Source organism: Kribbella pratensis (assembly GCF_004366075.1).
GTDB classification, from domain to species: Bacteria; Actinomycetota; Actinomycetes; order Propionibacteriales; family Kribbellaceae; genus Kribbella; species Kribbella pratensis.
This window is the reverse complement of the sequence record NZ_SODU01000004.1, coordinates 814,763-834,687: the sequence shown is the minus strand read 5'-3', so window position 1 is coordinate 834,687 and position 19,925 is coordinate 814,763. Positions and strand designations below refer to the sequence as shown.

Here is a 19,925-nt window from a genome sequence, read left to right as displayed (position 1 = left end):
ACACTGAGGGTAGCGGGATGGTGTCGTCCCGTGGACTGGTTCCACGGATTCGGTCGATTTCGCTTCGCCGTCGCTCGCCCAAACATGAGTCACAGATTTCCGCGCTGACTCTGAGGAGCGATCGATATGAGAAGTACATACCCGGCGGAAGCGGGGCGAGGACCGGCGTGCACTGTCGTCGGCTCGCATCCGAGGACAGGTCTCCCGGTCCGTCTGTCGACGGACCGCACGCTCAGGCTGAAGGTGATCGATGCCTGTGGGATGACCTGCACTTTCTGCCACAACGAAGGTACTCCGGTCGTGGCAGACAACCTTGGTAGGGCACCCGGCGAGATGACCGGTGCCGGACGATCTGGCCGGGTCTCGATCTATCTCGGGACCAATGGTGCCAGGTTTCTCCCAGCGACAGTCGCGCCTGACGAGAGCCTTGCCTCGACCCTGGACGTGCTTCGCGATGCGCTTCACGTCAGCGAGTTGCACCTCACAGGCGGTGAGCCCACGTTACATCCCAGGCTGTCCGAGGTCGTCGCAATCGGGGTCCGTGCGGGATACCAGGTCTGTGCGACGTCGAACGGAGAGAACGGCGCGCGGGCTCTGCGCGCCTGTGGTGAGGCTGGGCTTGAACGCGTCAACTTCTCGATCTTCGGCACGACCGCCGAGGAGTTGGCGCAGGTTCAGCATGGGAAGTATGCGAACACGGAACGTGCGGAACGAAAGATCCGAGCGTTGCAGGACTCGATTCGAGTAGCGATCGCCAATGGCATCGGAGCGAGTGCGAACATCGTCGTTCCTGATGCCACTCATGTGCCTCGGGTTCATCGGCTGTTGACCGAATACCTACCAGGCATCTCAGTCAGGTTGCTCAATTCGCTCGACGACGGAGACAAGTCGATCGACGCCATCCACGAGCTGCTCGTCGAATTAAAGGCTCGACCGATTGGCATCGATGTGACAGCCGGCGCATCTGGGTGGAGAACGGCGTACCGCCTGCCGTCCGGACGGGTTGTGTTCTTCAAGCAGATCCGACCGGTCCGCCTGCCCGAGACGTGCGCCGGCTGCCGATTCAACAACGGCACCGACTGCGAGGAGGGCTACTACGGCGTGCGGCTCTATCGGGATCGTGTGGGCACATTCCAGGTGGGCGTCTGCATCCAACGAATGGATCTCTGCCTTCCTGTGGAAGAGTTCGTTCGGAGTGACCTTCGCGAGGAGATTCTTGCGCTGCGGGAGACCGAGTTTCAAAAGCTGGCGGCGAAGTACGGCGCCGAGGGAGTGTGAGATGCCGATCGAGTTCGAGGCCAAGGTGTTGGGCGTTGATCCGGATGAGGTGGCGGGCAGGATCCTCTCGCTGGGTGGGCGTCGTGTCGGGGATCGGCTGATGCGGCGGTACGTCTACGACATCGAGGCTGGGGACCAGTCGCGGTGGATTCGCTTGCGTGACACTGGTACGGCGGTGACGCTGACGGTCAAGGAGATCGCGCATGACGGGATCGACGGGACGACGGAGACCGAGGTGGTGGTCGGGGACTTCGAGACCACCAACGAGTTGCTGGGGCGCGTCGGGTTCGAGCCGAAGTCGTATCAAGAGAATCGGCGGACGAGTTTCGAGCTTGCCGGCGCTCAGTTGGAGCTCGACCGGTGGCCGTTGATTCCGCCGTACCTCGAGATTGAAGGACGTTCTCGCGGCCATGTCCTCGATGTCGGTCACATGCTGGGTGTTTCCGAGGACGATCTCACGGGCGAGAACACCACCAAGGTATACGCCCGCTATGGAATCGATCTGTCCACGATCGCCGACCTCCGGTTCCCGGTCTGACGAGACCTGGACCGGCGACTTGCGCAGTCGCGTCGTGAAGATGATCCTCGCCCGGCGCGACAATCTCGTCGAGCAACGCTTACACCTCCCGACTCGGTGGGCTGTTGCAGTGTGCACCGACGTGCGAGCTCTGAGCGGGACGCTCAGCGCGGACGGCGCCTGATGCGGGGGCGACGCCGGATGCTGCTGCCAGGGCGGTGCGGAGGTCTTGGGGGAGTGCCGGGCGGATTGGTGCGGGTGGGTCGGTGCGGACGACTGGTCTGAACTCGTGGATTCTGACGCCGCGCTCGCGGCCGAGGCGGGCGGCTGCTACGTCAAAAGGGCGGTCGTCCCTGCGCGGCTCGAAGGCGATCACTTGGCGGTACGGCGGCCCGCCGTCTTCGGCCTCGAACTCACGGTAGATGAGGCGGTGTGAGGGCCCGAGTTCGCGGCTGCCGCGAGACTCGGGGATGGCCGAGAGCTTGATCTCGGCACAGTCGCTGAGGTCATGGGTCGCGAATCCGAGACGCTTGCCCGAGAAGTCGGCTTCCTGGCCGTGGGCGATGGCGCGAAGACCCAGCTCGATGGTTCGGAACTCCCGGTCGCGTAGGCCGCCTGGTTGCTGGCGCCCGGCCTGCCGAAGAGTAGCCAGTTGCCTCAGCACCTCCTCTCGGACGAGGAGGCGATACCGGGTCATTGCTTGTTCGGCAGGTCTGAGTCGTCGACGGGCTCATCGAGATTCAATCCGAGCTCGGCGGCGACATTCTCGATTGGGATCGAGCGCCCGGGACTTGCGAGTCGCTCTCGTGCCACGGCGTACGTCGCGTCGAATCCGTTCTCGTCGGTTGCCAACGCGTCGAGCCGACGCCAGACGTCGAACGGGATGACGACGGCCTCTGGCTGGCCGGCGTCGCCGAAGATCAGTGGTTCTGGCTCGTCGGCGCGAAACCGTTCGAGCATCTGCGGGAGAAGACCTGCAGCTGTGGACGTCTTGATGACCCAGACCCGTTCTCCATCAGGGAGGAGGTACGGCGTTTCGTCGGGATCCATGATCTGTCCTTCCGCGGGTGAACGTGCTCTTCAGGATAGGAGTTGTCTGACGTACGCGAGCGGAGTTATCCACAGGGGTTGCGACTGAAGCGGACCCCACAGACGTGTTGTCGGGTGGGTTGGGTGGGCGTAGCTTCGGAGGTGGGTGAGTGGGGGATGAGCGCCGGCTGGGGGTGTGTTCGCCGGTGGAGGAGGCTCTGCCCGGACGTCCCTCCAGATGGGTGGAGCTCAAAGGAGCCCGGGGCGCTTGGCGCTCCGGGCTCCCTCTTGGTCGGGTGACGAAGGTCAGAGGTTGTGGAAGAACTTGCGGAGGTCGGCGGTGAGCTCTTCGGGGCGTTCGAGGGAGGCGAAGTGGCCGCCCTTGTCGAAGTTGGACCAGTGGACGATGTTGGTGTTGTCGCGGTCGGCGAGCGGGCGGATGGTCTTGAAGTCGTCGGCGAAGACGGCGACGCCGGTGGGGGCGTGGTTGAGCTGGGGCTCGGCGCCGGAGTTCGCCTCCTCGTAGTGGTAGCGGCCGGCCGCGGCTGAGGTGTTGGTGAACCAGTAGAGGGAGACCTCGGTGAGGATCTGGTCGGGCGTGACCAGGCTGGTGCCGTTGCCGAAGTTGTTGAAGAGTTCGTTCCAGGCGAGCTGCCCGACCGGCGAGTCGGAGATGCCGACGGCAACGGTCTGGGGGCGGGTCGAGTTGATCGCGTTGTACCCGCCGACCGACTGGAACCACTTCAGGTGCTCGAGTGCGGCGTAGTCCGCCGGCGTGAACTTCTCGAACTCGGCCGGGTCGCCCGACGGGAACGAGAACAGCTGCAGGACGTGCAGTCCGAGGAATCCGGGCGGGTTCAGTACGCCGAGTTCCCGGGCGACCATCGCGCCGGCGTCGGACCCGTGCGCGCCGTACGACTCGTATCCGAGCCGCCGCATCAGCGTGTCGAACGTCCGCGCCACCCGCGCCATCGTCCAGCCGCGGTCGACGAGCGGCGTGCTGAACCCGAAGCCGGGGATCGACGGTACGACGACCGAGAACGCATCCTCGGCGGATCCGCCGTACGCGACCGGGTCGGTGAGCGGGCCGATCATGTCGAGGAAGTCGGCGAACGAACCCGGGTACGTGTGGGTCAGCAGCAGCGGGATGGCGCCCTCGACCTCGGACGGCACGTGGATGAAGTGCACGGTCTGCCCGTCGATCTCGGTCAGGTAGTGCGGGAACTCGTTCATCCGCGCCTCCTGCGCCCGCCAGTCGAACCCGTTCTGCCAGCGGTCGACCATCTCGCGGAGGTAGTGGTTCGGAGTGCCGAGGTCCCAGTCGTCGCCCGGGGCGGCCTCGGGAAGGCGGGTCCGCGCGAGGCGCGCGTTGAGGTCGTCCAGGTCGGCCTGGGCGATCGTGACGGTGAAGGGCCGGATGCTCTCGTTCGTGTTCATGGCTCTACCGTAGAATCCGTATAGGAACATTAGATTCCTAATTGGGAGATCGTTTTGCTCGAGACTTCGCAGCGTTTGCTAGCACTGCTAGCCCTGCTGCAGACGCGTCCGGCGTGGACCGGTTCCGAGCTGGCCGAGCGGCTCGAGGTGACGACGCGGACGGTGCGGAACGACATCGACCGGCTGCGCGAGCTCGGGTACCCGGTTGATGCGACGCGCGGTCCGGCCGGCCACTACCAGCTCGGCGTCGGCGCGAAGCTTCCACCGCTGCTGCTGGACGACGAGGAGGCAGTCGCCGTCGCGGTCGGTCTGCGGACCGGTGCGGGCGTTGTCGGGATGGGGGAGAGCAGCGTTCGCGCGCTGACCAAGCTCCAGCAGGTCCTCCCGCATCGTCTGCAGCGCCAGGTGAACGCGATCAACAAGGCGATGGACAAGGGCCCCGACAACACGCGTTCGAACGTCGACGCCCCCGAGATCGATCCCGCCGTACTGTCGACGATCGCGGCGTGCATTCGCGACGAGCATTACCTTCGCTTCGAGTACGTCGTACCGGACGGCGTCTCGCTGTACAAGGCCGGATCGAGTGTCACGCAGCAGTTGCCGATCCTCGTCGAGCCCTATCGGTTGGTGAGCTGGCACGGGTACTGGCATCTGGTCGCGCGGGACGAGCAGGGCGCCTGGCATACGTATCGCGTCGACTGGATGTCGTTGCGGATGGCAACGGGGCGGCGGTATCAGCCGCGTCCGATGGCCGACGGGGAGTACATCGATTTCGTACTGCGTGACGTGGCGTCGGCGGGCTGGAAGGCGCATGCCCGCATCACGGTGTACGCGCCCGCGCAGGAGGTCCTGTCCCGTATCCACGCGGCCGTCGGCATCGTCGAATCCGTCGACGACGACACCTGCATCCTGGTCACGGGCGCCGACTCGCTCGAGACGATCGCTGTCTACATCGGCATGCTCGGCCTCGACTTCCACGTCGACGGCCCGCCGGCCCTCGTCAACCACCTTCGCACCGTGGGCGAGCGCTATCTGAAGGCGATCGGCGTACCGAAGAACGGGTAGTGGTCGCGGGCTGGAGCGCGTCGGAGGAGGGCCGGGAGAGAAGGGCGGGACCGGGGGGACCACCCGTTCTTAGGTATGCCGAGCGCGCCTAACGACAGGAGGTAGTCGGCAGATCTGCGCGCTGGGAGAGGGGCTCGGGCGGGCGCGAGGGGCGGTTGGTCGACTACGTCCTGCCGTTAGGTACGCCTAGGCCGGCGTTGCGGGCTTGGATTATGGCGGTGGCTCGGTCGGCGGTGCCCAGTTTGGTGAAGATGGTGGAGACGTTGTTGGCGACGGTCTTCGGTGCCAGGTCGAGGCGGGTGGCGATCGCGGGGTTGGAGAGCCCGGCGGCCAGGAGGTCGAGGATCTCGCGTTCGCGGGTGGTGAGTTCGGGGAACGGGTCGGTGGGTGGCGGGGCAGCGAAGAAGGTGAGGACGCGGCGGGCGACGCCGGGGCCGAAGATGGCTTCGCCGGCGGCTACGGCTCGGATGGCGCGGGCGATCTCCTCCTGTTCGGCGCCTTTGACGAGGTAGCCGCGGGCGCCGGCGCGCATGGCGGCGAAGACCGAGTCGTCGTCTTCGAACATGGTGAGTACGAGGACGGCAACCTCGGGTGCGGCGCGGGCCAGTTCGCGGGTGGCGGCGAAGCCGTCCAGGCCGGGCATTTGGAGGTCGAGTACGGCGACGTCGGGGCGGGTCGTGACGACCTCGCGGATCGCTTCACGACCGGTGGAGGCGACCCCGACAACCTCGATCCCGGGCAATGAACTGAGCAGCGCCTCCAACCCCGCCCGAACCACCGGGTGGTCGTCGGCCAGCACGACCCGGATCACCGCAACTCCAAGGAAGAAGCCTCGGCAGACGGTACTGCGGGACTCGGTCCGGCAGGCGCGTCGGTGGAACTGCGGGCGGCGGGAGGGCGCGTGGCATCGGGGTCGGCGGGCGCGTCGGCGGAAGCGTGGGCGGCGGGAGTGCGCGCGGCTGAGGCGTCGGCTTCGGCGGGCCCGTCGGCGGAAGCGTGGGCGGCGGGGGTGCGCGCGGCTGAGGCGCCGGCTTCGGCGGAAGCGTGGGCGGCGGGGGTGCCCGTGGTAGAGGGGGCGGCGGGCGAGTCTGTGTCGGAGGCCGCGGGAGTTTGGGCGGGAATGGCGTCGCGAGAGTGGGGCGGGGTGTCGGTGGTGGAAGTGGGGAGGGGGAAGACGGCGCGGACGAGGCCGCCGTGGGCGGTTGGGCCGGCTTCGAAGGTCCCGCCCAGTTCGGCGGCTCGTTCGTTCATTGCTTGGATGCCGACGCCGGGCCGCCAGTTCTCGCCTGGTGGGCCGTCGTCGGTTACCTCGATCTCCAACGCGGTCCCGCAGCGCAGCGTCAGTACGGCGGAGGTTGCCCGCGAGTGCCGTACGACGTTCGTCAGCGCCTCGGTCGCGATCCGGTACGCGGCGACCTCCAACGCGGCGGGCAATCTCGGCAATCCCTCGGCTGCGACCTCCACCTGCAGCCTTGCTCCGTCGGCACGGAAAGACAGCTGGTCCGCGCGTTGCCGCAGTGCTCCGACGAGCCCGAGTTCGTCGAGTGCCGGGGGCCGCAGGTCCTCGACCAGACGACGGACGTCGGCGATCGCTGACCGAGTGTCGGAGCGCAACCGCGCAAGCAGTTCGACAGCCTGCGGGGTGTCGGTGGTGATCAGGTTCGCAGCGGCGTCCGCGGAGAACGCGACGCCGGTGAGCGTCGGCCCCAGACCGTCGTGCAAGTCCCGCCGCAGCCGTCGACGTTCCTCCTCCCGCGCGGACACGAGCTTCTCGCGGGACGACTGCAACTCCGCCGACAATCGCGTCGCGTGCAGCGCGACCGCCAGCGGTACGGCGACCAGCCCGAGCACACTGCGATCGGCCGACGACAACCCCGACTCGCCCGACCGCACCCCAACCTCGAGCGTCCCCACCACTTCACCCCCGTACGACAACTCCAGCGGTACGACGGAACCTCCACCAGAACCGCCCGCGTATCCGCTGCGGTGAACAGCCGCTCCGTCCGCGTGCCCGCTGTGGTCGACAGTAGAACCGTCCGCGTGCCCGCTGTGGTCGACAGTAGAACCGTCCGCGTGCCCGCTGTGGTCGACAGTAGAACCGTCCGCGTGCCCGCCGCGGTCGACAGTAGAACCGTCCGCGTGCCCGCTGCTGTCGGCGGCGGGACCGCTCGGGATCGCGCGGACGTCAGGGGCGGAACCGTTCGTCTGGGTGCTGCTGTCTGTGGCGGTGCGGTCGGTGGTGGTGGGGCTGGCGGCGATGACTTGGCCGTCGACGATGAGGGCGGCGTATGGGAGGCGTAGTGCGGAGCGGATTGCCGCGACCACGCCCGGAAGGCCGGCAGACAGTTGCTCGCCGACCCGGGACGCCACGCGCGCGGGATCGTGGCGGTCGCCGTACAGGGCTCGGTCGACCAGCTGCTGAAGCCGGGGCAGCACCGGCGCGATGACCAGCGCCACGAACACGGTCACCGCGGCCGACCGCCCGACCTGTGACGCGATCAGCGAGTCGAGTAACGCGACCAACGCCGCATAGATGCCAATGGCAACCAGCGACAAGAGCGCCCACGTCAGCGCACGCGACACGACCAACCGGATGTCGAGCAGCTGGTAGCGGACGATCGCCACGGCGACCGCGATCGGGATCAGCGGAATCGCCAGCAGGACGAGGATCGGCGTACCGGCGACGAAGGCCCACGGGACGACGAAGAGCAGCGCGATCACCGAGGCCAGCAGCAACCACAGCAGTTGCCGGCGGCCCGCTTCGTCGGCCCGGCGGTAGCGGATCCCGAGGCAGATCAGAGCCAGCAGGAGTGCGGCGAGGTTGCGCACCTCGGTCGCTGTCCACAGTGGTTGCAGAGCGTCGAAGTTCGGCACGGTCACTAAGCCGAGAGGAAGATCGGGCGAGATCGCTTCGCCGCTCCCGATCATCTCCAGGACGAAAAGCGGTGCGGTCACAATGATCCCGATCGCGGCCCAGCGCCAGCGCGGGGACAACAACCGGCCGTCCGGGAAAAGCAACAGCGCGAGCGGCAGGAACAGTCCGATCGACCACGGCCAGGCAGCCATCGAGACGGTAACGAGCACCCGCTGCGCGAACTCGCCGTGCACGACATAGGCAAGGGTGTCGGCGAACGGCGTGGTGGCGTGCCCGATGCCGTCCGCGAGGAACAGCCAGCCGATCGGGTTGGCCGGCCGGTGCCAGGCGATCACCGCGCCGCACAGGCCGAAGGTGAGGCCCATCAGGCCGTTCGTCACGGAGAAACTGTCGACCAGCTCGCGCCAGCCCCACCCGATCGAGACGCCGTAGGCCACGGCGAAAACCACCTCGGCGACCACCAGCGCGGCCAGCGCGGCGGCGAGGCCTCGGCGGTTCCGGGACGTTGTCATATCCGCAGTGTGCTCCCGAAAGGTTCCCGGCGTCTCGGGAAAGCGATCCCGGATCGGGCGGGGAACTGCCCGCCGGGGAGGGAATCCACCCTCAGGCGGACAGCTGCCCGCAGGGACGACGGTGGTGCCAACACCGAAACAAGGGGGTTGGGAAATGTACAGATTCGGGCTGGTTCTCCTCGGGCTGCTCGCCCTGATGGACGTGGCGACACCGCTCCTCACGGACGGGGATCACCCGCCGATGAGCGTCGCGATCGGGGCCGCGGTGATCGGGCTGATCAGCCTGGTGCTGGTCGGGTACGCCTGGCGCGGGAAGCGCTGGACGCTGGCGCCGTTGATCACGCTGCGGTTGGCTTCTGCGCTGCTCGCCGTACCGGCGTTCTTCGTGTCCGATGTACCCGCTGCCGCAGTCGCCGCGGCCGGATTCGGCGTCGCTGCGACGGTCGTCGGCGTGATCGCCGTACTGCTGCCGAAGCGCGAGTTGGCAGGTGCGCGATGACACAGACGATCAGCCGTACGACGTCCCGCCCGGACATCCGGCCCGCGTGGCGGTTGGTGGCAGCGCTCGTCCTGCCGATCGGGCCGGCCGCGGTGGCGCTGCTCCGGTTCCTGCTTCCGTACGACACCGCGGACGACGTCTCGACAATGACCAGCAAGATCGTCGGTCACCTCGATCGCAGTTCGACGATCCTGTGGCTGTCCTACCTCGCGTTGGTCACGCTGGTGCCGGGTGTGTACTTCGTCGGACGACTGGCCCGCCGTGGCGCGCCCTGGCTGACCGGGATCGCGGTGTTCCTCATCGTCCCGGGCTACCTGTCGTTGCCCTGGCTGGCGGGGAGCGACGTGTTCACCTGGTCGGCGGGCACCGCCGGTGTCGATCAGGCGACGATCACGAGGATCGCCGAGGTCACTCACGGCTCGGTGGATGTCGCCGGAACCGTGTTCGTGGTCGGGCACGTACTCGGCACCATCCTGCTCGGGATCGCGATGTGGCGCTCCGGAGTGGGCGGCCGGTGGGCGGCGCTGGCGGTCGCGGTCTCGCAGCCGCTGCACCTGATCTCGGTCATCATCAGCAGCCACCCGCTCGACCTGGTCGGCTGGGGACTGCAGGCAGTGGGGTTCGCCGCGGTGGGGTGGGCGATCCTCCGGATGCCGAACGACGAATGGCAGCCACTGTCGTGAAGCGTTCCCGGGCCCGTCGGACCGGACGGGCCTGGGCGCGCGGGTTCAAACCCTGAAGAATAATCGCACGGAATGCAGGACTACCGTCGCGTACCGTGCATTGGTCGCGTTTCTCGCGTCCCCGTGGCAGCATTCTCGAATTGGGGATGAGGATTATGTCGCGAGCGAAACGGGCAATACCTCAGGCGCATCGCGCGGTGTGGCTGGCTGTCGGGATCGTCGCCGCGCTGGGCGCCGCGGCGTGGGTGGCGATCGCACAGGCCGGCTCCGGGGGCGGGTCCGCGGATCGGTCGGCACAGATCACCACGCATTCGGCACATCAGGCAACCCCGACGCTCAGTACGCCGCCTGCGACCGAGCGCAACGTGGTGAATCCGGGCGCGGCCGCGTGCGTCAAGGAAATCCAGGCGGCGGAAGCCGTTGTCGCGGCGGCGGGTAATGCCACTGAGCATTGGCGTGAACACGTACAGGCACGGACCGATTTGCTGGCCGGTAAGAATTCCGAGGAACAGACAAAGGCAATCTGGAAGCGCACCCGGCTGCTCGGTCCCGCGGATGAAGTCGCGGTGAATTCAGCGGTCGCCGAGCGTGCGAAGGTGAAGGGCGGCTGTGCCGGCGTACCGGGCAAGGCGGCCGCGGTGTGCAAGCTGCGGCTCGCCGCCATCGACGCCGCGGGCTCGGCGGACCGCGCCGCCGCGGGGGACTGGGCGGCCCATTTGCAGGCGATGGCCGCTCACGCGGCGGGGGATTTCGGCGCCGAGCATGCGCAGGATCTTTGGGTCGCCGCCTGGACCGCCGCGCCACGGAATCTCAACGCGGCGGCCCGCGCCACTGCGGCCCTCGCGGACGCGCCGGCCTGCAAGCCCGCCTGACGCCGTGGTCAAACCCCGTGCTGCTTGAGGAAACTTACTGTCTTTGTCATGGACGTCGGCCACGCGGGGCCGAACGCGTGTTCCTCGCCGGGGTACGTGAACAGCGTCGCGTCCTTCCCCGCAGCCTTGAGAGCGGCGAGGGTTTCGCGGGACCACGCGATCGGGCAGGTCGAGTCGGACTCGCCGTGGTGGATCAGCACCGGCTCGGTCACGCGGCCGAAGAAGTTCACCGCGGACAGGTTTCGCCAGAACGACGGGTTCGTTGCCGGTTCGCCGTACCTGTGCAGGATCTGGGCGGCGACCGGCCGATCCGGTCGCGTCCAGCGGTTGAAGTTGTCGACGGCGTCCGAGCTGACCGGCGCGAAAACGACGGCGGCCTGCACGAGACCGGGCTGCGTCGCGAGCACGTTGTAGGTGATTCCGCCGCCCATCGAGCGGCCGAGCAGTGCGATCCGCGATGGGTCGACGTACTGCGAGGTGCGGAGCGCGAGGACGGCGTTGACGACGTCCTCGGTGTAGCCGAGTCGCAGGTTGATTTCGGAGCTCGGATCCTTCGAGGACTCGGCGTGGTTGCGGTAGTCGGTATGGAGGACGACGTACCCACGGCGGGCGAGGTAGTCCTGCTCACGCATCAGTCCGCGACCGTTCGTGTAGACGGCCGGGTCGATGTAGCCGTGGTTCAGGACGAGTGCCGGGTGCGGTCCTGGGGTTGAGGGGACGTTCATGATCCCCGAGATCGTCAGCGTCGCGCTGCGGTAGGTGACGTGATAGCGCGTGTACGCCGAGTTGCGGGCGAGCACGCGGCCGAGTCGAAGGCCGCCGCCGTTGTACTTCTTCGTCGTCAACGCCTGCAGCGATACCGGGTTGGGAGCGGTCGAAGTCGGGACGGTCGGTCGTGGTGAGGTGGTCGGGGGAGCGGCGGACGGCGTGGGGGAGGTCGCGCTCGGTGGCGGCGCAGGGCGTGCCGCGTCGTCGTTGGTGCAGGTGATCGCGGCCGTCGTCATCAACGCGACGACTCCCGCCCACGCCATCCGCCGGCTCATACAGCCAAGTCTGCCGTGGCCTCCGGAGAAGTCCGCGAAAGTTCCGGCAACGATTGGCCGCCGGGCCACTGCACGATCAGTACGGCGGACACTACGAGCGCTCCACCCAGCCACTGCACGGCGCTCAGGTGCTCGCCGAAGACGAGCGCCGCCGCGACGACCGTCACGACCGGCTCGAAGATCGACAGGATCGAGGCCACCGACGGGCCGACCCGGGCCATCCCGGCAAAGAAGAACAGGATCGCCGCGACGGTGCTGATGAGCGCGACAGCGGCCAGCCACAGCCAGCCGATCGGGGCAAACGTCAGATCAGTTCCGCGGAAGAGGCCGAGAACCAGGAAGGTGCCGAAGGCGCCAGTGCACACCAGCGCCGTCAGCGCGAGCGGCTGGACGTCGGTGGTCAGCGAATCGCCGACCAGGATGTAGCCGGTGTAGACGATTGGTGCACCCAACGCCAGCAGGACGCCGAGCAGGTCGAACCGCCCGGTCATCGCCCCGCTGAGCACCAGCCCGATCCCGACCAGCGCGACCGCCAGCGCCCCAAGGCGCCGGCGTGACGCGCGTTCGCGGCGCAGCGCGATCGCCCCGACCATCACCAGCACCGGATACAGGTACAGCAGCAGCGCGACCAGTGACGCGTCGATGCGAGCCAGCGCGGAGAAGTACAGGCCGGATTGGGCGGCGTACCCGAACACGCCCATACCGAGTCCGGTGAGGACGGCCCGGCGGGGCAGGTTGCGGAGCGAACCGCGGGCGAACGCGAGGGCGAGCAGTAGCGCGCCGGCGAGACCGAAGCGGACCAGGAGGAGGGCGTCCACTGACACGCCCGCGTCGTACGCGAGCTTGCCGAAGACGGCCATGACCCCGAAGGTGGCGGCGGAAAGAAGGCAGAAGAGGCGTCCCACATCATCGATGGTCAGGGGAGCAGACCGTTCACGTCTATCACGGCTTCACGGACAGCATTGTGAAGCTAAGCTGAACGAATGATGGATCTGCACCGACTGCGGTTGCTGCGGGAGGTCCACGGCCGCGGAACAGTTCACGGCGCGGCCCGCGCGCTCGGCTACTCGCCCAGCGCGATCTCGCAGCAACTGGCCGTTCTGGAGCGTGAGACCGGGACCCGATTGCTCGAGCGGGTCGGTCGCAATGTGCGGCTGACTGCGGCGGGCGAGGTGCTGGTGCGGCACGCGACGGCGCTGCTGGACGGAGTCGAAGCAGCCGAGGCGGAGTTGGCTGCCGTCGCGGCCGGCCGGGTTGCGGGAGTGGTCCGGATCGCGTCGTTCCAGTCCGCCTTCATTCGCGTGGTCGCTCCGGCGATTCGCAGCCTCGCGACGACGCATCCCGATATCCGCGTCGAGGCCGCCGAGCTCGAGGTCGAGCAGGCCGCGCCCGCGCTTCGGTTGCAGCAGTTGGACGTCATGGTCGGCGACGAGTACGACGGCCAGCCGCGCGCCGTACACACCGACCTGCATCGTGAGCACCTGCTCCGCGAACAGATCCGCGTCATTCTCCCCGAGGATCATCCGGAGGCCGCTGCCGACCGCGTCCCGCTGAGGCAGCTCACAGACCTGCCGTGGGCTGCGTGCCAGCCCAACACCGGTCACCGCGAGATGCACGTCCGCGTGTGCCGTGAGCTCGGCGGGTTCGAGCCCGACATCCGCTACAGCTCCGACGACTTCCTCATCCTGCTCGAGCTCGTCCGTACGACGGGTGCGGGCGCACTGCTCCCGGATCTCGTCATCGGTGCGGGCGCTCCAGGCGTCGCCGTACGGCTGCCGGCCGAAGGGGATGTCGGGCGGGCGGTGTTCCTGCTGACCCGCCGTACCCGAACTCCCGCGGTCGCGGCAGTCGCCGATGCTCTGGCCACTGCTGCCACCGATCAAACGAGGTCGTGACGCAGCAGCACGGTCCGGTCGTCGAAGGACCGGGTCTCCGCCAGCCGGAGCGTACGTCGACCGGTCGGCTGGTGGACCGGCTTGCCGCCGCCGAGCACCACCGGGTGCACGATCACGTGGTATTCGTCGAGCAGCCCGAGCCCGGTCAGCGCCGCCGCGACGGTCGAGCTCCCCGTCAGCAGGATGTCCTTGCCCGGCTCCGCCTTGATCGCCTCGAGGTCCTTGGCGTTGCGGACGATGCGCGTGTTCCAATCGGCGCTTTCGAGGGTCGTCGAGAGGACGAGTTTCGGCGTACGGCGCCAGACCGGCGCGAACTCGATCGCGTGCTGGTCGGGGTTCATCGCCTCGGCGTTCGGCCAGTACGACGACATCATTTCCCAGACCGTCCGCCCGTACAGGAACAGGTCGGCGCGCTCGGTCAGCGACATCGAGTACGCACCGAGCTCCGGCCCGAGCACCGGCCAGTCGAACTCGCCGTTCGGCCCCTCGATGAAGCCGTCGAGCGACTGGTGCACGTAGTACATGATCTTCCGCATGATGTCCTCCCGGTGATGGCTGCCTGTGCCTCCCGGTCGGAGCAGGTCGCCCGGCTTTGACATCGGTTCAGGAAATCCAGCCGAGACTTTCGAGGGTGTCCGTCGTCGGTTTGTACTCGCAGGCTGCGACGCCCTGATATCCGGCAGCTCGCAACGCGTCGAGAGTCGCGTCGATCGGCAGCCCTCCGGATCCCGGCTCGCCGCGTCCCGGGCTGTCGGCGAGCTGGACGTGCGCGACCGGAACCGTCGACGCCGTGGCGAGCAGGTCGACCCCGTTGCTGCCGAGGTGGAACGTGTCGAACAACAGCGAGAGATTGTCAATGTCCCGCAGTGGGCCGCTGAGGAACCGCACGACGTCGTCCGCGGTGAGCAGGGGATAGCGGCCGTTCAACCCCTTGGTCAGTGGCTCGATCAGGACCGTGCCACCCACGGCGGCCACGGCCGAGGCGGCGGCACCGATCGCGGCTGTCGCAGTCTTCTCCTGCTCCTCCGGCGACCAGCGGTCGTCGAGTTGCCCGTAGAGCAGGTTGAACAGCCGGCAGCCGGTGCGCTCGGCGATCCCGACCATCGCTCGCACGTTGGCAGTCAGCTGTTCCTGCCGATCCGGATGCGATGCGACGCCGCGCTCCCCGCCCGGTATGTCTCCGCCGTAGAAGTTCAAGGCGCCCAGCGACACCCCGGCGGCCGACACGGTGCGCACGAAGTCGTCGACCTCGGCCGTCGACGGATCGGGTACGGCGAACGGCCACCAGGACTCCACGACCCGGAAACCGGCCTGCGCCGCCGCGGCGAACCGCTCCGGATACGGCAGCTCGGTGAACAGCATCGAGACGTTCGCACTCAGCTCGTGGCCGCGATACTTCATCGCCGAAGACTAACATCAGCTCTTGCCAGTCGTGCATTCTTGTCTAACAATCTTACGACTACCAACGACGCCGGAGGTGCGATGCACACCGAGCACGAGAACCAAGTAGTCGACTCCGATCCGGACTGGCCGTTGGCGGCGACCCGCTGGGCCCAGATCACGTTGGCCGAGGACGATCCCGCGCATTTCGACGCGGACTTCTGGCTGCGGCTGATGCGCGACAGCAAGGCGAACGCGACCTGCATCAGCGCGGGCGGGTACGTCGCCTACTACCCGACGGAGATCGAGTACCACTACCGGAGCAAGTTCCTCAGCGGCACCGACCCGTTCGGCACGCTCGTCGACGGCGCCCGCAGCCTCGGCATGAGTGTGATGGCGCGGGTCGACCCGCACGCGGTCCACGCCGACGCCGCAGCGGCGCACCCTGAATGGCTGGCCCGCGACCGGGACGGCAACCCGATCGAGCACTGGGCGTACCCCGGTATCTGGCTGACGTGCGCGTTCACGCCGTACCACCGGGAATTCGTCACCGAGGTGATTCGCGAGATCGTCCGCGAGTACGGCGTGGACGCGGTCTTCGCCAATCGGTGGGAGGGGTACTACGGGATCTCGTACAGCGAGGACGCCCGCAGGTCGTTCCGGGACGAGACCGGTCTGGAGTTGCCGTCCGAGGAGCACGGCGAGGGCTGGCCGGAGTACGTCGCTTGGCGGCGCCGGCGACTCGGGGACCTGGTCGGCATCTGGGACCAGGCGGTCCGCGACCTCCGCCCGCATGCCCGCTTCGTGCCGAACATGGGTGCGCTTGCGGCGCGCGACCTGGCCCGTGATCTCGCCGAGCCGGTCGCGCCGCTGTTCATCATCGACAAGCAGGGCCGGCACGGGATCGAGGCGCCGTGGGCGGCCGGCCGGAACGGGAAGCGCAATCGAGGAGTGTTCCCGGACCGTCCGGTACGACTCATCACCTCCGTCGGGCCCGAGCACAAGTACCGCTGGAAGGACTCCGTCGCGCCGCCGGAGGAGACGAAGACCTGGATCGTCGACGGGTTCGCGCAGGGCGCGCTGCCGTGGTTCACGAAGTTCAACGCGAGCGTGCCGGACCAGCGCTGGGTGCGGCCGGTGGTCGAGGCGTTCAACCTGCACGCAGCTGTCGAACCGGTGCTCAAGGATCTGCGGATCACTGCCGAGGTGGCGCTGCTCGACCCGACCCGGACCGGTCAGCTGCGGGCCGGCGACAACGACCACGAGGACGGCTTCTACCACGCGCTCGTCGAGGCGCGCGTGCCGTTCGAGTTCGTCTCCGACCAGGCGATGACCGTGGAGCGGTTGAGCGGGTTCAAGGTCGTCGTCCTCGCGAACGCCGAGCAGCTCAGCGACGACCAGTGCGCGATCCTGCAGTCGTACGTCGAGGGTGGCGGGTCGTTGGTGGCGGCGTACCAGAGCTCGCTGTACGACGAGAACGGGAACCAGCGGGCCGATTTCGGTCTGGGGGACGCGCTCGGCGTCCGCCTGACCGAGGCGAGCCGGCCGGTGCAGAACAACTACATCGCGCTGACGGACGCGCATCCGTTGAACGCCGGCTTCGATGGTACGACGCGGATCATTGGCGGCACCCACATCATCGGGGTGGAGTCGGACGCTGTGACGCCGTTCCGGTTCATCCCGGACTTCCCGGACCTGCCGATGGAGGAGGTGTACCAGCGAGAGGCTCCGGACAAGCCCGCGGTGATCTGCACGGAGAATGCCCAGGGCGGCCGGACGGTGTACTTCCCGTTCGACCTCGGAGCGATCTTCTGGGAGGCGTTGCAGTCCGACCATGGTCGCTTGATCGCCAACGCCGTCGGTTGGGCTTTGGGGAAGACGCCGTCGGTGACCGTCGAGGGTGCTGGATTGGTGGACGTCGCAGTCCATCGAGGCGAGAACGAAGTCGCCGTTGCCTTGGTCAACCTCACGAATCCGATGGCGATGCGAGGAGCGATCCGCGAGACCCTCCCGCTGCCGCCGCAGACCGTGTCGATCGCCGTACCGGCGGATCGGCCGAAGGTCCGCCTGCTGGTGGCCGGGGTCGACCTGGAGCCGGCGGTCGTGGACGGGCGGGCAGAGATCGTGATCCCGACCGCCGGGCTGCTCGAGGTCGTGCACGTCGATTGGAGCCAGTTATGAGGATCGGGTTCGTCGGGCTCGGGGTGATGGGCCGGCCGATGGCGGACAACTTGGTTGCTGCCGGCCACGAACTCTCCGTCTATCGCGGCCGGACCGACCTCGAGGCACAGGTGTGCGCGTCGGCCAAGGAGGTGGCCGAGCGGTCCGAGGTGGTGATCCTGATGGTGCCGGACACCCCTGACGTCGAGGCGGCGTTGTTCGCGCCGGGCGGCGCCGCTGAGGGACTGCGGCCGGGGTCGTTGGTGATCGACATGAGTTCGATCTCGCCGACCGCGACCATCGGCTTCGCGCAGCTGATCGAGAAACTGGGGTGCGACTACCTCGACGCCCCGGTGTCCGGCGGCGAGGTCGGTGCGCGGGACGGGACGCTGACGATCATGGTCGGCGGCCGGCCGGATGTGTTCGAGCGGGCGCGGCCGATCTTCGACGTCCTCGGGAAGAACGTCACGCCGATCGGCGGTCCCGGCGCCGGGCAGACCGCGAAGGTCGCGAACCAGATCATCGTCGGGCTGACCATCGAAGCGGTCGCCGAGGGACTGCTGTTCGCGGAACGGGCCGGCGCGGATCCCGCCGTCGTACGGCAGGCGCTGATGGGCGGGTTCGCAAGCTCACGCGTTCTCGAGGTGCACGGCGAGCGGATGGTCAACGAAGCCTTCGAGCCGGGGTTCCGGCTGCGGCTGCACCGCAAGGACCTCGGGCTGGCCGTCCAGGCCGCAGCCGAACTGGATCTGCCGCTGCCGAACACCGCCGCGACGCAGCAATTGATGAACGCTGCCATCGCGGACGGAGACGGGGAGTTGGACCACTCCGCGCTCTACCGGACGTTGCGCCGGGAGCAGTCATGAGGTTGTGGTGGCAGGACCCGTTCCGGATGTTCCAGACCAACCTGCGCGAGATCGACGCCGGGCTGGACGTCGAATCGGTGCTGGACTATCTGGAGGATTTCGGCGCTGACACCTGGTTGCTGAGCGTCGGCGGGATCCTGTCGAACTACCCGACTGATCTGGAGTTCCAGACCCGCAACCCGTACCTGGCGGAGCGCCCGTCCGGTGACCTGGTCGGCGACGCGGTGAAGGCGGCGGCGCGGCGCGGCATCCGCGTGATGGGCCGGATGGACTTCTCCAAGATCGACCACCGACGGGCGGAGGCACATCCGGACTGGTGCTTCGTCGGACCGAGCGGGGCGCGGCAGGTCTACAACGGGCTGACGAGCGTGTGCCCGAGCGGTGACTACTACCAGGTGATGCTGTTCGAGGTCCTCGACGAGGTGCTCGATCGATATCCGCTGGACGGCTTCTTCTGCAACTGGATGTCGTTCAACGAGGTCGACTACAGCCGCGTCTACCACGGGGTCTGCCACTGCGTGGCTTGTCAGGAGCGGTACGACGGGGTGCTGCCGGACGACCGTGACTCACCCGGGTATGCGGACTGGCTACGGTTCTCGAAGGAAGTGCTGGCCGATCTCACCGGCAGGATCCGGGAGCACCTGGCGGCTCGACGTCCGGAGGCACCGTTGGTCCTCGGCGATCAGGCGGACATCGTGTTTCACGAGGCGAACAACGCGGTCGGGCGACGGCTGTGGCATCACCGAACCAGCGAGAGCGTGAGCGCGGCGAAGACGTTCCGTCCCACGGTCCCGGTGCTGACCAACTCGGTGGGCTTCGTGGACATGCCGTACCGGATGGCGAGTGAGGATCCGCATCACTTCGCGCAGTACCTGGTGCAGGCGATCGGCCGCGGCGCCAACCCCTCGACGTACATCATGGGGACACCGGGCACCACGCCGTACGCCTGCCTGGACGTCGCGTCCCGGCTCACGCGGTTCCACCGTGACCACGCGGAGGTCTATCGCGACCTGGTACCGGCCGCGCAGACGCTACTGGTCAGACCAGTGCACTCTCGGGCCGAGTTCGAAGGTCTCTACCTCTCGCTCCTGCAGCGCCATGTGCCGTTCGACGTGCTGCCGGAAGAGCGTCTTGGCGAGGCGGACCTGAGCCGCTATCGAACGGTCGTGCTGCCGAATGTCGGACCAGTGGACCTAGGCGCCTATGCCGGTCGAGTAGTTGCCACCGGCACCACAACGGCGCTTTCCGTCCGGACGCTCGCGCGGTACGAGACAGAGGCGGAGACCCGGTCGCTCCACCTCGAGGGTGGTGTCCCGGTGTTCGGGACCTTCAACGTCATCGAGGCGCCGTCCGACGCCGAGGTCGCGCTGCGAGCCCTGTCGAGAGCGCCGTACGGCCCACCGGAGAAGTGTTACGGACACGTGCTGCTCGACCATCCCGGGATGGTCAAGCAGGGCAACGTGGTGCTGTTCCCGTGGACCATCGGACAGGCCTATCGGGAGGTGGGGTTGAGCGTTCATCGCGATCTGTTCGTGGATCAGGTGGGCGGAGCGGTGGAGACGGACCTGCCGGAGCAGGTGGAGATCGTGGTGGGGCGGTCGGCGGCGGGGTTCGTCGTACATCTGCTGAACAGATCGGGGGACACCGACCAGCGATTCGCTCCGCCCGTACGGATCGGACCGGCCTGGTCGCGGGTGCCGGCCGGCGTACGCGAGGTGCGGGCGCTGGTGGCGCAGGAGGACCTGCCGGTAAGCGACGGGTGGGTGCAGGTGCCGGAGATCGGGTTGTTCGACGTACTCGTCTGTGTGTGAGGA

The 19,925-nt window shown here is 67.8% G+C and carries 19 protein-coding genes; 11 read left to right on the top strand and 8 right to left on the bottom strand.

From position 1 onward, the window contains the following. Positions 1-126 precede the first annotated feature (126 nt). The 3 genes from EV137_RS36350 to EV137_RS40895 all read left to right on the top strand — a co-directional run bounded on the left by EV137_RS36350 (position 127) and on the right by EV137_RS40895 (position 2,231). Complete coding sequence (locus EV137_RS36350; RefSeq protein WP_134132658.1) at positions 127-1,278, top strand: radical SAM protein; 1,152 nt, start codon at positions 127-129, stop codon at positions 1,276-1,278. A 1-nt stretch (position 1,279) separates the two neighbouring features. After that, entirely contained in the window at positions 1,280-1,816 is a 537-nt protein-coding gene (locus tag EV137_RS36345) for a class IV adenylate cyclase (RefSeq protein ID WP_134132657.1), read from the top strand. Positions 1,817-2,084: 268 nt separating this feature from the next. Continuing rightward, complete coding sequence (locus EV137_RS40895; protein WP_166680112.1) at positions 2,085-2,231, top strand: hypothetical protein; 147 nt, start codon at positions 2,085-2,087, stop codon at positions 2,229-2,231. Between the two features lie 257 nt (positions 2,232-2,488). Here EV137_RS40895 and EV137_RS36340 read toward each other — a convergent pair whose 3' ends face one another. Both EV137_RS36340 and EV137_RS36335 read right to left on the bottom strand, forming a co-directional pair. Next, positions 2,489-2,845: a hypothetical protein gene (locus tag EV137_RS36340; RefSeq protein WP_134132655.1), complete on the bottom strand. Its 357-nt coding sequence runs from the start codon at positions 2,843-2,845 to the stop codon at positions 2,489-2,491. 285 nt (positions 2,846-3,130) lie between these two features. Beyond that, on the bottom strand, positions 3,131-4,261 hold the full coding sequence (locus tag EV137_RS36335) for an epoxide hydrolase family protein (RefSeq protein ID WP_134132654.1): 1,131 nt from the start codon (positions 4,259-4,261) through the stop codon (positions 3,131-3,133). 54 nt (positions 4,262-4,315) lie between these two features. Here EV137_RS36335 and EV137_RS36330 point away from each other — a divergent pair, with 54 nt between their 5' ends. Next, a complete protein-coding gene (locus EV137_RS36330) occupies positions 4,316-5,326 on the top strand; it encodes a helix-turn-helix transcriptional regulator (protein ID WP_134132652.1) in 1,011 nt (336 codons plus the stop codon). Positions 5,327-5,489: 163 nt separating this feature from the next. Here the strand turns inward: EV137_RS36330 and EV137_RS36325 are convergent, their stop codons facing one another. Further along, on the bottom strand, positions 5,490-6,137 hold the full coding sequence (locus EV137_RS36325) for a response regulator transcription factor (protein ID WP_238175790.1): 648 nt from the start codon (positions 6,135-6,137) through the stop codon (positions 5,490-5,492). After that, positions 6,134-8,713, bottom strand: coding sequence for a sensor histidine kinase (locus tag EV137_RS41665; RefSeq protein WP_238175789.1), 2,580 nt, complete (start codon positions 8,711-8,713; stop codon positions 6,134-6,136). The genes EV137_RS36325 and EV137_RS41665 overlap by 4 nt, the downstream gene beginning before the upstream one ends. 154 nt (positions 8,714-8,867) lie before the next feature. On the opposite strand from EV137_RS41665, the gene EV137_RS36315 reads away from it, so the two are divergent. The 3 genes from EV137_RS36315 to EV137_RS36305 all read left to right on the top strand — a co-directional run bounded on the left by EV137_RS36315 (position 8,868) and on the right by EV137_RS36305 (position 10,767). After that, positions 8,868-9,212, top strand: coding sequence for a hypothetical protein (locus EV137_RS36315; RefSeq protein ID WP_134132651.1), 345 nt, complete (start codon positions 8,868-8,870; stop codon positions 9,210-9,212). After that, positions 9,209-9,895 carry an MFS transporter gene (locus EV137_RS36310; protein ID WP_134012695.1) on the top strand — a complete coding sequence of 229 codons (687 nt, stop codon included), beginning with the start codon at positions 9,209-9,211 and terminating at the stop codon, positions 9,893-9,895. Before EV137_RS36315 ends, EV137_RS36310 begins: the two co-directional genes overlap by 4 nt. Before the next feature lie 155 nt (positions 9,896-10,050). Then, positions 10,051-10,767: a hypothetical protein gene (locus tag EV137_RS36305; protein WP_134132650.1), complete on the top strand. Its 717-nt coding sequence runs from the start codon at positions 10,051-10,053 to the stop codon at positions 10,765-10,767. Positions 10,768-10,775: 8 nt separating this feature from the next. Here the strand turns inward: EV137_RS36305 and EV137_RS36300 are convergent, their stop codons facing one another. After that, the gene (locus tag EV137_RS36300; protein WP_238175788.1) at positions 10,776-11,810 is read right to left on the bottom strand and encodes an alpha/beta hydrolase family protein; all 1,035 of its coding nucleotides are present in this window, start codon (positions 11,808-11,810) and stop codon (positions 10,776-10,778) included. Continuing rightward, a complete protein-coding gene (locus EV137_RS36295; RefSeq protein ID WP_134132648.1) occupies positions 11,807-12,715 on the bottom strand; it encodes a DMT family transporter in 909 nt (302 codons plus the stop codon). The genes EV137_RS36300 and EV137_RS36295 overlap by 4 nt, the downstream gene beginning before the upstream one ends. Before the next feature lie 78 nt (positions 12,716-12,793). Here EV137_RS36295 and EV137_RS36290 point away from each other — a divergent pair, with 78 nt between their 5' ends. Continuing rightward, entirely contained in the window at positions 12,794-13,705 is a 912-nt protein-coding gene (locus EV137_RS36290) for a LysR family transcriptional regulator (protein WP_134012699.1), read from the top strand. Here EV137_RS36290 and EV137_RS36285 read toward each other — a convergent pair. Continuing rightward, positions 13,690-14,241 carry a dihydrofolate reductase family protein gene (locus tag EV137_RS36285; protein WP_134012701.1) on the bottom strand — a complete coding sequence of 184 codons (552 nt, stop codon included), beginning with the start codon at positions 14,239-14,241 and terminating at the stop codon, positions 13,690-13,692. The genes EV137_RS36290 and EV137_RS36285 overlap by 16 nt on opposite strands. Positions 14,242-14,308: 67 nt before the next feature. Beyond that, complete coding sequence (locus tag EV137_RS36280) at positions 14,309-15,106, bottom strand: hydroxypyruvate isomerase family protein (protein WP_134132647.1); 798 nt, start codon at positions 15,104-15,106, stop codon at positions 14,309-14,311. Positions 15,107-15,187: 81 nt separating this feature from the next. Here EV137_RS36280 and EV137_RS36275 point away from each other — a divergent pair, with 81 nt between their 5' ends. The 3 genes from EV137_RS36275 to EV137_RS36265 are packed head-to-tail and all read left to right on the top strand — an operon-like array spanning position 15,188 to position 19,922. Further along, positions 15,188-17,266 carry an alpha-amylase family protein gene (locus EV137_RS36275; protein ID WP_134132646.1) on the top strand — a complete coding sequence of 693 codons (2,079 nt, stop codon included), beginning with the start codon at positions 15,188-15,190 and terminating at the stop codon, positions 17,264-17,266. Further along, entirely contained in the window at positions 17,263-18,111 is an 849-nt protein-coding gene (locus EV137_RS36270; RefSeq protein ID WP_134132644.1) for a 2-hydroxy-3-oxopropionate reductase, read from the top strand. The genes EV137_RS36275 and EV137_RS36270 overlap by 4 nt, the downstream gene beginning before the upstream one ends. Further along, complete coding sequence (locus EV137_RS36265) at positions 18,108-19,922, top strand: alpha-amylase family protein (protein ID WP_134132643.1); 1,815 nt, start codon at positions 18,108-18,110, stop codon at positions 19,920-19,922. The genes EV137_RS36270 and EV137_RS36265 overlap by 4 nt, the downstream gene beginning before the upstream one ends. Positions 19,923-19,925: the final 3 nt, after the last annotated feature.

Excerpts from the sequence above, each read along its gene's own strand:
- EV137_RS36345 (WP_134132657.1), top strand. The coding sequence starts at position 1,280 with ATGCCGATCGAGTTCGAGGCCAAGGTGTTGGGCGTTGATCCGGATGAG.
- EV137_RS36265 (WP_134132643.1), top strand. The coding sequence starts at position 18,108 with ATGAGGTTGTGGTGGCAGGACCCGTTCCGGATGTTCCAGACCAACCTG.
- EV137_RS36290 (WP_134012699.1), top strand. The coding sequence starts at position 12,794 with ATGATGGATCTGCACCGACTGCGGTTGCTGCGGGAGGTCCACGGCCGC.
- EV137_RS36335 (WP_134132654.1), bottom strand. The coding sequence starts at position 4,261 with ATGAACACGAACGAGAGCATCCGGCCCTTCACCGTCACGATCGCCCAG.
- EV137_RS36275 (WP_134132646.1), top strand. The coding sequence starts at position 15,188 with ATGCACACCGAGCACGAGAACCAAGTAGTCGACTCCGATCCGGACTGG.
- EV137_RS41665 (WP_238175789.1), bottom strand. The coding sequence starts at position 8,713 with ATGACAACGTCCCGGAACCGCCGAGGCCTCGCCGCCGCGCTGGCCGCG.
- EV137_RS36270 (WP_134132644.1), top strand. The coding sequence starts at position 17,263 with ATGAGGATCGGGTTCGTCGGGCTCGGGGTGATGGGCCGGCCGATGGCG.
- EV137_RS36350 (WP_134132658.1), top strand. The coding sequence starts at position 127 with ATGAGAAGTACATACCCGGCGGAAGCGGGGCGAGGACCGGCGTGCACT.
- EV137_RS36300 (WP_238175788.1), bottom strand. The coding sequence starts at position 11,810 with ATGAGCCGGCGGATGGCGTGGGCGGGAGTCGTCGCGTTGATGACGACG.
- EV137_RS36310 (WP_134012695.1), top strand. The coding sequence starts at position 9,209 with ATGACACAGACGATCAGCCGTACGACGTCCCGCCCGGACATCCGGCCC.
- EV137_RS36305 (WP_134132650.1), top strand. The coding sequence starts at position 10,051 with ATGTCGCGAGCGAAACGGGCAATACCTCAGGCGCATCGCGCGGTGTGG.
- EV137_RS36285 (WP_134012701.1), bottom strand. The coding sequence starts at position 14,241 with ATGCGGAAGATCATGTACTACGTGCACCAGTCGCTCGACGGCTTCATC.
- EV137_RS36280 (WP_134132647.1), bottom strand. The coding sequence starts at position 15,106 with ATGAAGTATCGCGGCCACGAGCTGAGTGCGAACGTCTCGATGCTGTTC.
- EV137_RS36315 (WP_134132651.1), top strand. The coding sequence starts at position 8,868 with ATGTACAGATTCGGGCTGGTTCTCCTCGGGCTGCTCGCCCTGATGGAC.
- EV137_RS36340 (WP_134132655.1), bottom strand. The coding sequence starts at position 2,845 with ATGGATCCCGACGAAACGCCGTACCTCCTCCCTGATGGAGAACGGGTC.